General features: G+C 57.9%; 6 protein-coding genes. 2 read left to right on the forward strand and 4 right to left on the reverse strand.

Annotation, left to right across the window (positions count from 1 at the left end; all coding sequences use genetic code 11):
* Positions 1 to 165: 165 nt before the first annotated feature.
* From EIY71_RS14580 to EIY71_RS14595, 4 genes are all read right to left on the reverse strand, one after another.
* The gene (locus EIY71_RS14580) at positions 166 to 750 is read right to left on the reverse strand and encodes a hypothetical protein (protein WP_039766929.1); all 585 of its coding nucleotides are present in this window, start codon (positions 748 to 750) and stop codon (positions 166 to 168) included.
* Positions 750 to 9413: a DUF637 domain-containing protein gene (locus tag EIY71_RS14585; protein WP_372239288.1), complete on the reverse strand. Its 8664-nt coding sequence runs from the start codon at positions 9411 to 9413 to the stop codon at positions 750 to 752. The genes EIY71_RS14580 and EIY71_RS14585 overlap by 1 nt, the downstream gene beginning before the upstream one ends.
* A 25-nt stretch (positions 9414 to 9438) precedes the next feature.
* Complete coding sequence (locus tag EIY71_RS14590) at positions 9439 to 11145, reverse strand: ShlB/FhaC/HecB family hemolysin secretion/activation protein (protein WP_134022096.1); 1707 nt, start codon at positions 11143 to 11145, stop codon at positions 9439 to 9441.
* Between the two features lie 150 nt (positions 11146 to 11295).
* Positions 11296 to 11745 (reverse strand): helix-turn-helix domain-containing protein, encoded by a 450-nt coding sequence (locus tag EIY71_RS14595; protein ID WP_085746213.1) that lies wholly within the window; start codon positions 11743 to 11745, stop codon positions 11296 to 11298.
* A gap of 181 nt (positions 11746 to 11926) precedes the next feature.
* Here EIY71_RS14595 and EIY71_RS14600 point away from each other — a divergent pair, with 181 nt between their 5' ends.
* Positions 11927 to 12745, forward strand: coding sequence for an alpha/beta fold hydrolase (locus EIY71_RS14600; protein WP_134022098.1), 819 nt, complete (start codon positions 11927 to 11929; stop codon positions 12743 to 12745).
* 260 nt (positions 12746 to 13005) lie between these two features.
* Entirely contained in the window at positions 13006 to 14313 is a 1308-nt protein-coding gene (locus tag EIY71_RS14605; protein WP_134022100.1) for an NAD(P)/FAD-dependent oxidoreductase, read from the forward strand.
* Positions 14314 to 14348: the final 35 nt, after the last annotated feature.

Genomic DNA, 14348 nt, shown 5'->3' on the forward strand with positions numbered 1-14348 from the left:
GTTCGAATGCAGGTCTATGCCACAGAATTTCATCACGGCCTCCTACGCAAAAGACTAAGTTCGCACCTTGAATTTTGCGCCACCTCCGTGAGGTGGGGAGGCCGGCCAGATGATTCTCAGATTTATTAAAATAAATAAATCCGCCCCCCCTTCTTCTTTCTTCTTTTAAAACAACAAGTCAATCGAATCGCTCGCGACAATCTGATCCGAGGTAAAATCCAGCTTATCCGAGACTAAAACTAATGACCTCAAATCCTCGGGAAAATCTTCGATTCCCCCATGTACAGTTGGTACTAAAAACCGAAAATAATCCCCAACAACTGTCTCTCCTTCGTATCCGACCGGATAGTCCTCACCAGGAGCAGAGCTTTCAACTGCATGGTAAATGTAAAACCCCTTAATTGACGGAATTGAATACTCTGAAAGCTTTTTATCAAATCCCGACCTCTCTGAAACTATTAATTCCACATCTATGCGCGAACGGGCATTACGATATCTGCGAAATGAGTACATATCCAACAAAGTACGGCCTACTTTATTTTTCGGATAATCAAAAAAGTCTGACGACTCCTCCCACATAAACTCGTTTATGCTATCCAGCTTTGCCTCCAAGTCTGGAACTTCCAACAATGCAGAAGGCAGGCGACCAAAACAGTTATTGACCATAACTGCTATCAACCCATTTCTATCCATGGCGAACCAAGTTATTATTTCTCCAAAACTAGGCTGCCAGTCTTTATTCAGCGACATCACTTTCCCTCCGGCCAGGTAACACTGCAGTTCGCACAGGTGTCAATTATAGCATTTTTCGTAATCCCGCCCTCATCTCTAACAATACGGGGGCGCAGAGCACTGGTAAATTTCACTTCAGCAGGATTGACACCCATCCTAACTAATTTGTCAACCGCCGAGACTTCAGCACAGGCACCAGCAGCATTGCGGCAGAGGTTTGTGATCTCACCGACCTTCACACCAAGTTGTGTTTCTATATAGTTAACGGTTCGCACATCCAACATATCAGCTCTAATATTGCCATTACTGCTCCCTACCGCAATCTTCCCTGATACAGGATCATAGGCACTAATCATAGTTGCCACTTTAGATGCTTGGGTATTGCTAGGAATCGCATTGATAGCATCCAGTAATTCTTGGGTCGCCCGCTCATAAAACTTATCATTTGCAGGAGCGTGTAACACTGTTCGATCAAATAAGCCTACTGCCTCGGTAGGTCGTGTGTATTGACCCGTTTCGGAGATTAACCCCGTTGTTGCGTTGTTAGGCAGTTTGGTACCAGGAAGTCCCGCACTGGCAACCCCCAAAGCCCCAATGACAATATTTCCAGCTGCGTTCCAAAGATCGCCGTTGAACGCCTGGTTTGTTCCTACACCTATTTGGAGTAAACCATTGGCCGCTGCCGCCATACGTATGCTGGAGCCCAATGGACCGGTCAGTCCATAAATTGCCGGATTTCCAAGATTCGACAAACCCTGCAGTTCGTTATTGATGCGTAAATAACCTTGAGCGTCCCTGAAGATCAGTTCGTTTTCAGTTTTTGTCCGAGTCCAGACCAATTGATCGAACCATCCACCTGCAATGGCACGCTGAGCATCGGCAAAAGCATTTTTGGCTTCGGTGGTTCCGGCGTAACGGTACAGCTCCGGGTTCTCGGGGCCATTGCTGATTAGCTTGCTGACCCGGGCATTGACCTCTGCCACCGTCGAGTTTTCCAACTCTTGGGCGGCGTACACTTGGAGGTAAGCTGCTAACTCCGTGCGCTCCTGTGGTGTCAGAGAATTTCTGTCCAGGCGGAACTTGGCGAGCAGATCATCACTTCGGTGATCCGCACCCTCCAGTCGCACCAGCCGCTTAGCAGGATCTATTGCTCCTGTTTCCTTGAACTCCTCACGTGCGTTATCACGTTCCGCCTTGTCGTGCTTCCCAAGGAAGTTGTATTGCGTTGCGTTTGCCGCCACCGTCGCTGCGACGCCCAGATCGCCATCGGAAGCTGCCGCTCCCAACACACCCACGACCTGCGAGAGTGCGAGCAGGTTCGCCTGAGCCTGAGCGTATTCGGCGCTTCCTTTTACGAGATTTTTAGGAAGGAGCCTCTCTCCAAGAAGACCGATCAACACTTCGTTGGCGCCCCCCGCGATGGCACCCGTACGGAAGTCACCGCCCGTGGCCTCAGCCAGCAACCCGCCCAATCCGGCGTGCAGGAGGATTTTCCCAACGCTCCCGTCTTTCAGGGAAAGATCACCGATTTTCCCGGCCCCATAGGCGCCACCGATGGCCGCAGCGGTGCCCACTGCAGAACTCGCAAAATTGTCTTTCAGGCTGCCGCCGTAAACAGCGGTTTTGATCAAGGCATCCGAACTCACCTTGATCGCCACAATCTTCAAGCTCTCGGGATTCAGTCCAATTGCGCCTGGGTCGTAGTTGAGGCTTTGGGTAACGCCCGCGGTTGCTGCCGCCACGACATAGCTTTTAAGCGCTTCCTTGGAGGTAACGTCCTTTGCAATCTTGCCCAGATTGCCTCGGTTGTCGATGGTGCTGACGGCGGCCTTTGTCGCTGCGGTAACCGCAACGGATTGCAGAATCATGCTCGACATCGGACCGATAACTGCTGCCATCACGATTGCAATGATCAGTTGCGAAGCTGGCCCAAGGCCCGAGTTTTGATATTTGAACGACTCGTGGATTTCCTTGACTTGCCTCCAGTCGATGTCTCCTCGCGCTTCTGCCTGCTTGAGCCAGGCAAGTTGAGGATCGGCCTCGACCATTGCGTCAATGGCTTGGTGCACGCTTTGCTGATCGACATGTTTGATATCGATCTTCAGCCCGTCTACAGCTTTGATCGTAAGCTTTCCAGATGCGATCAGATGACTCTGACGCAGCGTTTCATCGTTATTGCCCCGGCCTTTTGACGAAGTCCAAAAAGCATCTCCATCGCTTTTGGTATGGCTCTCGTCGTGAGAATCCTTCACCCCTTCAAAAACAATCGCCCCACCACTGTCCAGCGTGATGTCATTGCCACTTTCAAGCTTCGCCACCTGATAGCGCTGATCCCCCTCGCTAACCAGCGTGAGATTGCCCCCGGTCTTGATCTCGCTCCCCACATGAGTGATCTGGGTAACTTCGTCGCGCTGCATTTTCTTGGCGCCGAAACCACCCTTCTCCTTCATGTCGTACAGGGTGTAATCCTTGTTCTGCGCTGCCAGCAGACTCAGGTCATTACCCGCATACACATAGGCTTCATTGCCCGCGCTGATCTTGCTCGCCACCAATGTGGTATCGCGGCCGGAGTTGGTTTTGACGTCGCCACCGGCGATGAACTCAGCGGCCTTCTGGACGGTGTGATTGTCTTCTTCGTGGACGCGTTTCTTGCCACTTTTGCTGTTGGTTTCGACATTGTGTTCGTCGCTCGCCGAAGCCATGTTCAAGTCTTGTTTCGCGTCGGCAAGCAGATCGCCTTTGGCTTGTGCCGTACTGGCGAGGACGTTGATGTCGCGACCGGCGTCAAGCTTCAGGTTGCCGCCACTTTTCACGCTGGACGCGAGGTTTTCCACGGTTGTGGTGACGGTCGAGCGATGTCCGCCGTTCTCGATTGTGTGGATCTCGTTGACGTTCTGAACCGCCAGTAAGTTGATGTCGCGGGTCGCGCTCAGGTCTGCATCGGCGCCGCTGTTGATCGTGCCGGAGTTGGTCAAGTCACGGCCGGACTTGATGCTCAACGTATCGCGGGCGCTGATGTTGCCGCCGTCGTCAAGTGACGTGCGCAACCCCTGCCCCGGGCTGTAAGTCACGGCGGTCCGGTCGTTGACGATGTCACCCTTGAGGGTGCTCAGGCTGACCTGATTACCGCGAATATCACCGGCCAGCGCATTGCGGATGCTGTCGGTGGCCATCAGGCTCAGGCGTTCGTTAGCCTCGACCAGACCACCGTTATAAAGGCTGCCTTTGACGTCTGCCGTGAGGTTGTTGGTGGCCCGCAGAGTGCCGACGTTGACCAGGTCGTTGCCGGCGATCATTTCCAGATCACGCCCCTGAATCAGGCTGCCGCCGCGCACGTTGCGCGACTCGGCCTGAGCCAGGTACAGCACTGGCACCAGTACTTTTTGACCATCGACGACGCGCTCTTCCATCCAAACGATGTCATGCGTCAGCGCCGCCACCTGCTCCGACGTCAGGGTGACACCCACCGTCAGATTCAGCTCGTTTTTGCTGGCGAGCGCGTTGTCCATCAGGTAACGGAATTGCTCGTAATCGTTGTTCAAGCCACCGGCCAGAAAGCGCTGGCCGGTCTGAGCCAACACTGCATCGCTGATCAAACGCGATTCGTAGCGACCGTCGCCGAGGCGGCGAGCGGCCTCATCGGCGTTGAAATTAAGTTTGCCCAGCAGGTAGTCCGAGCTCATGAATGGCGCGGTCTGAGTCAGCTCCGGATTGGTTTCGATCAGGTAGCGGCTCTGCGGATTCGGGCTCTGCACGAACATGCCGTAAGGGCCTTTCGGAAGCCTGAATGTCGAAGACGCGGTTGGATCTACTGCAGCAAACGGTACTCCACGGAAATCAACCGGGACGAAGCTGATCTGCTTCACGCCGTCCGCATCCACCTTTTCGATGCGAGTGACGTCCTTGGCGACCTGAACGCTGGCGGCGCTGCTGCGCTTGCCCAGATTGATGTCGACGACACCCACACCGGTGGCTTTTTCGCTGTCCAGATTTCCGGTGAGCTGATCGTAAGTATTGTTGTAGAGCTTGCCGTTCTGGATGGAGTCAGTGACGTTGAGGCTTACCGTTCCTCCCGCCTGCAGGGTGGCCGGATACAAGGTGTTGCCATTGGGAGACCACTTTATTTGTACGTTCTCAGGGTGAGCGAAGCGACTGTCATTGGTAACGGCGACCAACTCGTTGAAGCGTGCCTCATCGAAATTCCCCTGCTGCGTCTGCGCGTTGAACGCCGGGACTTCGATGAACTCCATCCGATCCCACAGACTATTGTCGATCCTGCCAGGCGTGCCAATCGATTCTGTCGAAGTGCCGGAGCGCGATTCCGCGCCGAGGTTTAACAAGCGGTCGGCGGTTACCGTTAGGCTGCCGTTCGCAGCCATCATGCTGTAGCGGTTTTCGACATTGCCGGCATGAATCGTCAGGTTTTTGCCCGCGACGAAGCGTGATGCGGTCGAGTCTTTGAGAACCACATCGTTATAGGTCCGATCAATAATGATCGTGCCTTTTTTCCAGCCATCGTGGCCACCGCAATGCTGCCCGCAAATCCATCTGATGGAGCCGGAACTGCCGCCCTGCGACATTTCGAAAACCGACTTGGCGTTTTCCACCGACATCGCATTGATGTCGATATCCCCCTCGCCCTCGACCGTCCCCGACAAGTTGCTGAACAACGCAGCACGACCACCACCCACGGCGTCGACCGTGAGATTGCCCCGGCTGTAGATATCGCCGTAATAGTTGTTCAGGCTGTTGCCATGCAACTTCATCGTGCCGCCGCTGAACAGCAGCGTATCGGCTCCGTTGGAGATGCCGTTGGCGGCGTTGAATTCCAGATTGCCCTGGGCGCCCAGGGTGCCTTTGTTGTCGATCCGGGCAGCCGTCACCGTAAGGTTCTGGTTGGCGATCAGCCGACCGAGGTTGTCCAGCGTGCCGCGCAAGGTCATCACGGTTTCGCCACCGCTGACCAGCCGCCCGTCCTGTTGAATCACGTCGCTGGCGTTGATGGTGAGTTTCTGCTGAGCCGACACTCGACCGCTGTTGATCAGGTTACCGCCAAGGGTCAGCGTCAGATCGCCATCGCTGAGCAGTTGCCCGGCGTTATTCAGATTGGCGACATTCAGGTTCAGCGCCGAAGCACTGGCGATGCGATCCCCGACATTAAGGTTCAAATCCTGCGAACTGGTGTAAGTCAGCCCACCATTGAGTTGCCAGGTGCCCACACCATTAACCGCCGCGACATCCCAGACGCCTTTGCCCAGACCGGTGAGGCTGCCCTGCGTGCCGGTCAGGTTATTCAGATCCAGGTCAAACAACCCTTGCGCGGCGTGACGCACGCTGCCGCTGAGGTTGTTGAGCTGGGTGCCGGCGAGTTCCAGATCCTGACTGCCAATCTCGATGACGCCGTTCTGGTTATTCAGGTTGCCGTTCAGTTTGATCTTGCTGGAGGTGCCGCCCAGGGCACGAATCTGCCCGCCAGCGCTGTTGTCCAGCTGGACGCCGCTCAGTTGCAGATCCGCCGCCGACTCGATCAGTCCGCCCTGATTGAGAATCTGGCCGACCGCTTCGAGACCCAGCCGATTGCCGCTGATCTCACCACCCGCGTTATCCAGACGGGTGCCATCGAAAGTGACCTGACCTTTGCCGAAGAGCTTGCCGCCATGGTTGATCAGGCGTGTCACGGTCAGCTGCAAATCGCCCAGCAGGCTGGAGATCAAACCGGCCTTGCCGTTGACCACGCTGTTGTCGAGGTCGGCACTGGTGATGTCGAGCGTGTCAGCCTGTAGCGTGCCACCCTGGTTTTGCAGGTTGCCGGTGCCCAGCGCGAGTTCTGCGTGGCTGCCATTGGCGAGGATCGCACCCTGCTGATTCAGTACGGTACTGCCGACGATTTTCAGACCATCACTACCGGCAACAATCTGGCCCGCATCACGGTTGTCGATGGACGTACTGGTGATATCCAGACGCTGGCCGCGCAATGTGCCGCCGCGATTGTCGAGTTCGACCAGTTGTTCGAGCAGCAGGTGTTGCTCAGCGGCGTCGACCACGCCCGTGACGTTTTTGAAGACACCGGCAATTTTCAGCGCAATGTCGCCGCCCGTGCCGACGATGCCGCCCTTGTCGCTGTTGTTCAGCTGCGTGGCGTTGACTTCGATGGTTTTGCCCAGCAACACACCGGCACTGTTGTCGACCGTATCGCTTTCGATGTACAGGTCGGCATCGCTCTGGATCCGGCCTTTTTGATTGAGCAGTTGCGACTGACCGGCGACGGTTTGCTTGAGAATCAACCGGGCCCCGTCAGCACCAGCGGCCAGCAAACCGCCCTCGCCGTTATCGAGGCTGCCGGCTTGCAGGTTGAGGCGATCGCCAATGCCCCGTCCGCCACGGTTGTCGATATGACCGTCGCGGGCGACCAACAGCAGCTGTTGCGCGGCCACCACACCTTTACGGTTGTCGATACTGCCGGCGTGAACATCCACGTCACCCTGGCTGGCTTGCAGTCGACCCAAGGCATTGTTCAGGTGCTGGTTGACGACCAGCGTGAGCTTGCCGGTCTCGGCACTGATCGCGCCTTTGTCATTGCTGGTGAGATTGTCCAGCGTCGCATCGACAACACCGCCGAGCAGTTGGCCGTTGGTGTTGTCCAGATCGCGTGCGGTCAGGTTCAGTGTCGTGTTGCCCTGAATCAGGCCCTGAGTGTTGTCCAGGTCTTCGCTGGCCAGCACGCTGTCATCGGATGAAATCGTGCCTTGGGAGTTGTCGAGCTTGCCGCGACTGGTGACCTCAAGGGATTTGCCGGTCAGGCTGGCATTACGGTTGTCTATGCTCTGGGCAGCGACGCTCAATCGATCCGAGGCTTGAAGCTTGCCAGCGTGGTTATCGAAGCCCTGATCCAGTGCCAGATCAAGATTGCCGTTTTCGGCACTGATGACACCCTTGCTGCTGTTATCCAGTCGGGTGCCGGTGATCCGAATCGAATCGGCGGCCAATGTGCCGCCCTGATTGAGCAACTCGGCGCCCGACACAACGAGGTCGGTCTTTGCCTGGATCTTGCCTTTGCCATTGTTCAGACGTTCGTGGGCGACGACCTTGGTTTCGCCCTGGCTGGCAGCAATCAGGCCGCCAGCGTTGTCGAGTAGCCGGGTATCGATATCCAGACGTCCGGCGATGATTTTGCCGTCATCGTTTTGCAGCGCCCGCGCATTGAGTTTCAGACTGCCGCCGGCGATTTCGATACGACCTTTGCGGTTGTCCAGACTGTCGACGGAGAGCGTTGCCGCCTGGCCGTCGGCGAAGCGGATCAGACCACTGAGGTTGACGAATGCCGGGACGTTGAAGGCCAGGCTGGTCTCGCCGTAAATCCGGGCGTCAGCCCCTTGGTTGAGCAACCGAGTGGCGCTTAGCGCGACGTCTTTGGCCTGGACGATACCGTTCTGGTTATCGAGCACACCTGCGGCACTTGCGCTCAGCGAGCGACTGGCCAATACGCTGCCACGGTTGCTCACCGAGCCGCTGTTGATGGAAACATCGCCATTGCTGTTACGGCTGTTATCCGCATTCACTCCGGCTTCAATCACGCCGGCGTTGGTCAATGTGCCGCCGTTGGTCAGGCGAACGCTGTCCCTGGCGGCAAGGCTTTGCTGGTTGACCAGATCCTTAGCGGTTTGCACGGTCAATTGCGTGCCCGCGTAAACGGCCTGCTGCGCCTCAAGACTGTTGGCCTTGATGTCGACCGCATTGCTGGCCGTGGCCTTCGCCAACGTCAGTTGGCCATTGGCGTCGATCTGGATATCCCCGGCGCTGGCCGCCAGTTCGCCTGCCAGTTTCACGCCGACACCGGCCTCGGTGCCCACCAGTTTGATCGCCCCGGCGTACATCCCACCCAGCGCCGAAGAGTCGATCGCCAGTTGCGGTCTGGCGCTGCCGTCATCGGCACGCGCGGTGGCGTTGAGCGTTTCGGCGTTTACATCGTTGCGACCGGTGGTGATGTTCAGGCGTTTGGCGTGGATCTGCGCGTTGATCTGTGCACTGCGGGTGAGGATTTCAAAGCTGTCGACAGCGCTGGCATCCAGACCTTTGCCATCGATGGAGACGCTGCCCTGATCGACTTGAAAACGGTCCAGTCGACCCGCGCCATCGAGCACAGGTTTGCCGGTGGTCAATGTCACACGCGGGGTGTTGATGAAGCCGCAGCCGTTGCAACTGATGCCATACGGGTTGGCCACGATCACCCGCGCCGACTGCCCCGCCACTTCGGTGTAACCGCGCAGTTGACTCGGACTGCCACCGTTGACTTCGTTAAGGATGGTTTGCGCCGCCGCACCGCGCAGGTTCGGGTTGCCGAGAATGATTCCGCCAATCTGCGTCAGCTGCGTGCGGCTCGTAGCGTTGTTGAGGATGACGCCTTGAGCATCCACGTTGTAATCGTGGAACTGGTTGTGCGAAAGACCCGCACCGTTGGGCGTGGCGATGTTGATGATCGGCACGCCATTGCCTGCCCGGTCGAGCGTGGTGCCGGGCGCACTGACCACGATTCCGTCTGCCTGCGCCCACATCGGCTGCCAGAACATGACGTTGGCCAGCAGGAACGCCAGTCCGCGTTTGGGCATGCCCCAGAAGCGTTCGCGGTTTTTTACGGCAGCAGAAGGCTGACTGGCCAGAAAAGCCAGTTGGCGGAAGTCCATAGCAGAATCTCGGAAAGGGCAAAAACTAGAGGAAGAAATCCACGCGGAAATAGATCGGCGCTTCGCGCTCGGTCAGCACGTCAGGGCGTTCCAGGGAGTGGGCAAAGGTCACGCTGGCCGCAACGTGTTCGCCCCGGGCAAACAGTTCCAGCGAGTTGCTCGACATGCGCCCATGCTGGTCACCGTTGTAGCGGTCACCACGGATCACGCCCTGATCGTAACCGAGGCTGGTGCCGTATTCGGCGAACACCGGGCGCAGCCATTCGGCGTTGATCGGGCGCGACCAGCGCAGGTCATTGCGCCAGTAGCCACCGCTGTCACCAGACAGCGATTGATCCTTGTAGCCACGGATCGAAGACGACCCGCCGAGGCTGGTACGTTGCGGGCTGAACAACACGTCTTCACTGCGCTGGCCGGTCATCAGGCTGCTGAAGGTGAAGGACTCGCCCCACACTTTGAATGGCTGCAGATAGCTCAGGGTTGCGGTGTATTTGCGGTAACGCGCATCCGGCTCGCCGGGACCTGGATCGTGGCTACCCTGAGCGTCGAATGCACCGATGCCTTCCTGCATGCCGGCGTCGAAGTTGACGAAGGCGCTGCCGATCCGCCGCCCGTGGTTGAAGCCGAACTGTGCTTCGCTGATACGGTTGCTGCTCAGCTTGAGCTTGCTGTCTTCAATGAAGTTGTTGGTGCGCAGATACGACAGGCCGGCGTTGAGGGAGGTCTTGCTGACCGAGTCGCGGTGGATCACCCGCTCTGCGCGCAGCTGATGGTTTTCGCTGTCGCCGGTCTGCTTGAAGTTGTAGCCGTTGGCCGCGATTTGCGAGCGGTACTCACTCTGGCTGTAGGTGTAGCTGAAGTTCCACCAGCCCCACGGCAGGTTGTAGTTGAGCATGGCGTTGTTGGAGGTGTGCTGGTGATCGGTCATCGCATCGTGACCGCCGCGCAGACTCAACTGATCAGCCAGACCCAGCGGGCTGTCCCAGTCGAATGTCGTGCCCCATTGCTGCTCACCCGTGCTGCGCTGGCCATCGTTGCTGCGCGACAGTCCGGCGCGCCATGGTTTCTGCGGGGTGTTGGTGACCAGCACCTCACTGCCGCCGACGTTCTTGCCTGGCGACAGCTCCATCTTGGCCTGGTTGGAAGGGAGGCGATTGAGCTGATCGACCATTTGCTCGATCTCGCGCAGGTTCACCAGCTCACCGGCCTTGCCGGGAAACGCCATCGACAACTCACGCTCAGAGAGCTTGCTGTTGTCGGCGCCTTTCAAGCCCTCGAGTTTGCCTTCGACCACCAGCACTTTCAGGTGCCCGCCGGACAGATCCTGCTGTGGCAGATAAGCACGGCTGGTCACCCAACCCTTCTCGATGTAGTGATCGGTGATGACCTTCAGCACTTCATTCAGCTGAGGCACACCGAGACACTGGCCGATGTAGGGCTTGAGCAAACGGCTCTTGTCGTTCTCCGACAGGCTGTCGGCGCCTTTGAGCTCGATGTCGTTGATCTGAAAGCAACGTGTGTCGGCGGGGGCTTCCGGCTGCGCCGGCTTGGCCTCTTCACCGGGCAGATCCTTGAGCTCTTCGAGCCGCCGCTGCTGCTCTTCGAGCAAACGATTCTGGCGTTCGCGGATCAGGTCGGTTTCACCGGGGGTGGGTGCTGCAAGTGCGGTTTGGAGTGGAGAAAGGCATAGCAAAGCCAGGCACAACCTCGCCACGAGGGCGGGTGAGGACATGTTCGATCCCTCGAGACGGAAACTGATATCAGAATAGTGGCGCGATAGTAATGAGCCACTATTCTGACGTCAATTTTTGTCATTACTAAATATGTATTGCCGACCAGCGGCATCAGTAAAAGTCTTCCGGAATCGGTGAATCACATCATCTCAATGCTCAACCGCCAGTTTCGTCGCCACATCTTCCGGCGCCAGCACCCGACCATCGGCCGACAGCAACTGAAGCTTCCTGATCGGCTGACGCTTCTGCGCATCCACCATCACCGACCCCGGCTCGCCAGGCTCGAACATGAACTCCCCACCCCACTGCGACAACGCAACGATCACGGTTTGCAACGCCCGACCCTTTTCGGTCAGCACATATTCCTTGTAAGCGCTGCCATCGGAGGCCGGCACCAGGCGCAGGATGTCGCGCTCCACCAGACCTTTGAGCCGGGTGCTCAACATGTTCTTGGCGATTTCCAGGCTCTTCTCGAAATCGCTGAAACGACTAATACCTTCCAGCGCATCGCGGATGATCAGCAACGACCACCAGTCACCGATCAGGTCGAGTGTCCGGGCGATCGGGCAGGCATTGCCCGCAAGGCTTTTGCGCTTCATTTCGGGTGTCTCCGGCAAAACGGCAGGTTCGATGCGGTTGCATCTTACAACTCATGCCGCCAAACCGTTAACGCGTGCGGCTCGAAACTTAGCACCTGCGTACAAGTGGCCAATGCCCTTTGTCGCGATAGTGAACGCTGCCATCACGGCATCCACGCAGGCCCTCACCCAAGGAGTTTTCATGAGCACGTTCACGACCCAAGACGGCACCGAGATCTATTTCAAGGACTGGGGCAGCGGCAAGCCCGTGCTGTTCAGTCACGGCTGGCCGCTGGACGCCGACATGTGGGAATACCAGATGGAATACCTGAGCAGCCGCGGCTACCGCACCATCGCCTTCGACCGTCGTGGTTTCGGGCGCTCCGAGCAGCCGTGGACCGGCTACGACTACGACACCTTCGCCGATGACATCGCGCAGTTGATCGAGCACCTCGACCTGCGTGACGTGACCCTGGTCGGCTTCTCCATGGGCGGCGGCGATGTCAGCCGCTACATCGCACGCCACGGCAGCGAGCGCGTTGCCGGACTGGTGTTGCTAGGCGCGGTGACACCGCTGTTCGGCAAGAAACCGGACTTCGCAGAGGGCGTGGACACGTCGGTATTCGACGGGATCAAGGCGGGGCTTTTGAAGGATCGCGCGCAGTTCATCGCTGACTTCAACACTCCGTTCTATGGCCTCGATAAAGGTCAGAAAGTCTCGGACGGCGTGCTGACACAAACCCTGAACATCGCCCTGCTGGCTTCCTTGAAAGGCACCGTGGACTGCGTCACCGCGTTCTCGGAAACCGATTTCCGCCCTGACATGGCGAAAATCGATGTACCGACTCTGGTAATCCATGGTGACGGCGACGTCATCGTGCCATTCGAAACCACCGGCAAACGCGCCGCCGAACAAATCAAGGGTGCCGAGCTCAAGGTTTATGCCGGTGCGCCGCACGGTTTTGCCGTGACCCATGCGCAGGCACTGAACGAAGACCTGCTGGCGTTCCTCAATCGTTGAGTTCGATGTAAATCGAGCGCCATCTGAAAAGGGCCGTCGACACACCTGTCGATGGCCCTTTTTTTCTGTGTCCAGAACTCCGGCGCAATGGCGAGGCCCCGTATTTACAGAGCTTTCAGGCCTCTGCATCACGTTTTTATCTTCACATGCCAGCTTAATAATATTTTACCGATAACCACCCCCTCCCTAGTCTGATCCCAAGCACAGAGAACAGGTCGACAGCGACCTGAATCCAACGGCCTCGTGAGAAGGGATCAGAGATGACCACTGAAATAATAAAAACAGACACGCTTGTTGTCGGCGCCGGTCAAGCGGGTGTGGCCATGAGTGAACACCTGAGCAAACTCGGTGTGCCGCACCTGGTGCTGGAGCGCAGCCGCATTGCCGAACGCTGGCGCACCGGACGCTGGGACTCGCTGGTGGCCAACGGTCCGGCGTGGCACGACCGGTTTCCGGGGATGGAATTCGATGATGTCGATCCGGACGGTTTCGCTCACAAGGAGCGCGTCGCCGATTACTTCGAAGCGTATGCAAAGAAATTCAACGCGCCGATCCGCACTGGCGTCGATGTGAAAAGCGTAGTGCGCAATGTCGGGCGTCCAGGTTTCACTGTCGAGACTTCCGAGGGCGTGATTGAAGCGGCCCGCGTCGTTGCCGCCACTGGCCCGTTCCAGCGTCCGGTGATCCCGGCGATTGCGCCGAAGGATGAGCGCCTGCTGCAGATTCACTCGGCTGATTATCGTAACCCGCAACAACTGCCGGCCGGTGCCGTGCTGGTAGTCGGCGCCGGTTCGTCGGGCGTACAGATTGCGGACGAATTGCAGCGCTCGGGCAAGCAGGTTTACCTCTCGGTCGGCGCCCATGACCGCCCTCCTCGCGCTTACCGCAATCGTGATTTCTGCTGGTGGCTCGGCGTGCTCGGCGAGTGGGATCAAGCCGCAATGAAACCCGGCCGCGAACACGTGACCATCGCCGTCAGCGGCGCCCACGGTGGCCGCACCATCGACTTCCGTGGTCTGGCCCATCGCGGCATGACTTTGGTTGGTGTCACCGAATCGTTCAGCGACGGCGTGGTGACCTTCAAGCAGGACCTGCGCGACAACCTCAAGCGTGGCGACGAGAACTACCTCGCGCTGCTGGATGCCGCCGACGCCTACATCGAACGCAACGGCCTCGATCTGCCGCTGGAACCGGAAGCCCGCGAAACGTATCCGGATCCTGAATGCGTGAAAAACCCGCTGGCCGATCTCGATCTGGCCGCCGCCGGCATCACCTCGATCATCTGGGCCACCGGGTTTGCCGTGGACTATTCCTGGCTGAAAGTCGCGGCTTTCGACGACAACGGCAAGCCGCAACACCAGCGCGGTGTGTCCAGCGAATCGGGCGTGTATTTCCTCGGCTTGCCGTGGCAGTCGCGACGTGGTTCGTCGTTCATCTGGGGCGTGTGGCACGACGCCAAGCACGTGGCCGATCACATCGCCACCCAGCGCAAATACCTGGCCTATCGCGATGCCGAACAACGCGAAGCCGCGCTGCACAACAACGCTGTCGACACCGTCGACGCTTGATTTCCCTCTTCAATCCTGGCGCCCGTCGCGCCGGG

Origin of the sequence: Pseudomonas sp. CH235 (assembly GCF_004368175.1) — a bacterium.
In the GTDB taxonomy this organism is placed as follows: domain Bacteria; phylum Pseudomonadota; class Gammaproteobacteria; order Pseudomonadales; family Pseudomonadaceae; genus Aquipseudomonas; species Aquipseudomonas paraglycinae.

Excerpts from the sequence above, each read along its gene's own strand:
- EIY71_RS14580 (WP_039766929.1), bottom strand. The coding sequence starts at position 750 with ATGTCGCTGAATAAAGACTGGCAGCCTAGTTTTGGAGAAATAATAACT.
- EIY71_RS14585 (WP_372239288.1), bottom strand. The coding sequence starts at position 9,413 with ATGGACTTCCGCCAACTGGCTTTTCTGGCCAGTCAGCCTTCTGCTGCC.
- EIY71_RS14590 (WP_134022096.1), bottom strand. The coding sequence starts at position 11,145 with ATGTCCTCACCCGCCCTCGTGGCGAGGTTGTGCCTGGCTTTGCTATGC.
- EIY71_RS14595 (WP_085746213.1), bottom strand. The coding sequence starts at position 11,745 with ATGAAGCGCAAAAGCCTTGCGGGCAATGCCTGCCCGATCGCCCGGACA.
- EIY71_RS14600 (WP_134022098.1), top strand. The coding sequence starts at position 11,927 with ATGAGCACGTTCACGACCCAAGACGGCACCGAGATCTATTTCAAGGAC.
- EIY71_RS14605 (WP_134022100.1), top strand. The coding sequence starts at position 13,006 with ATGACCACTGAAATAATAAAAACAGACACGCTTGTTGTCGGCGCCGGT.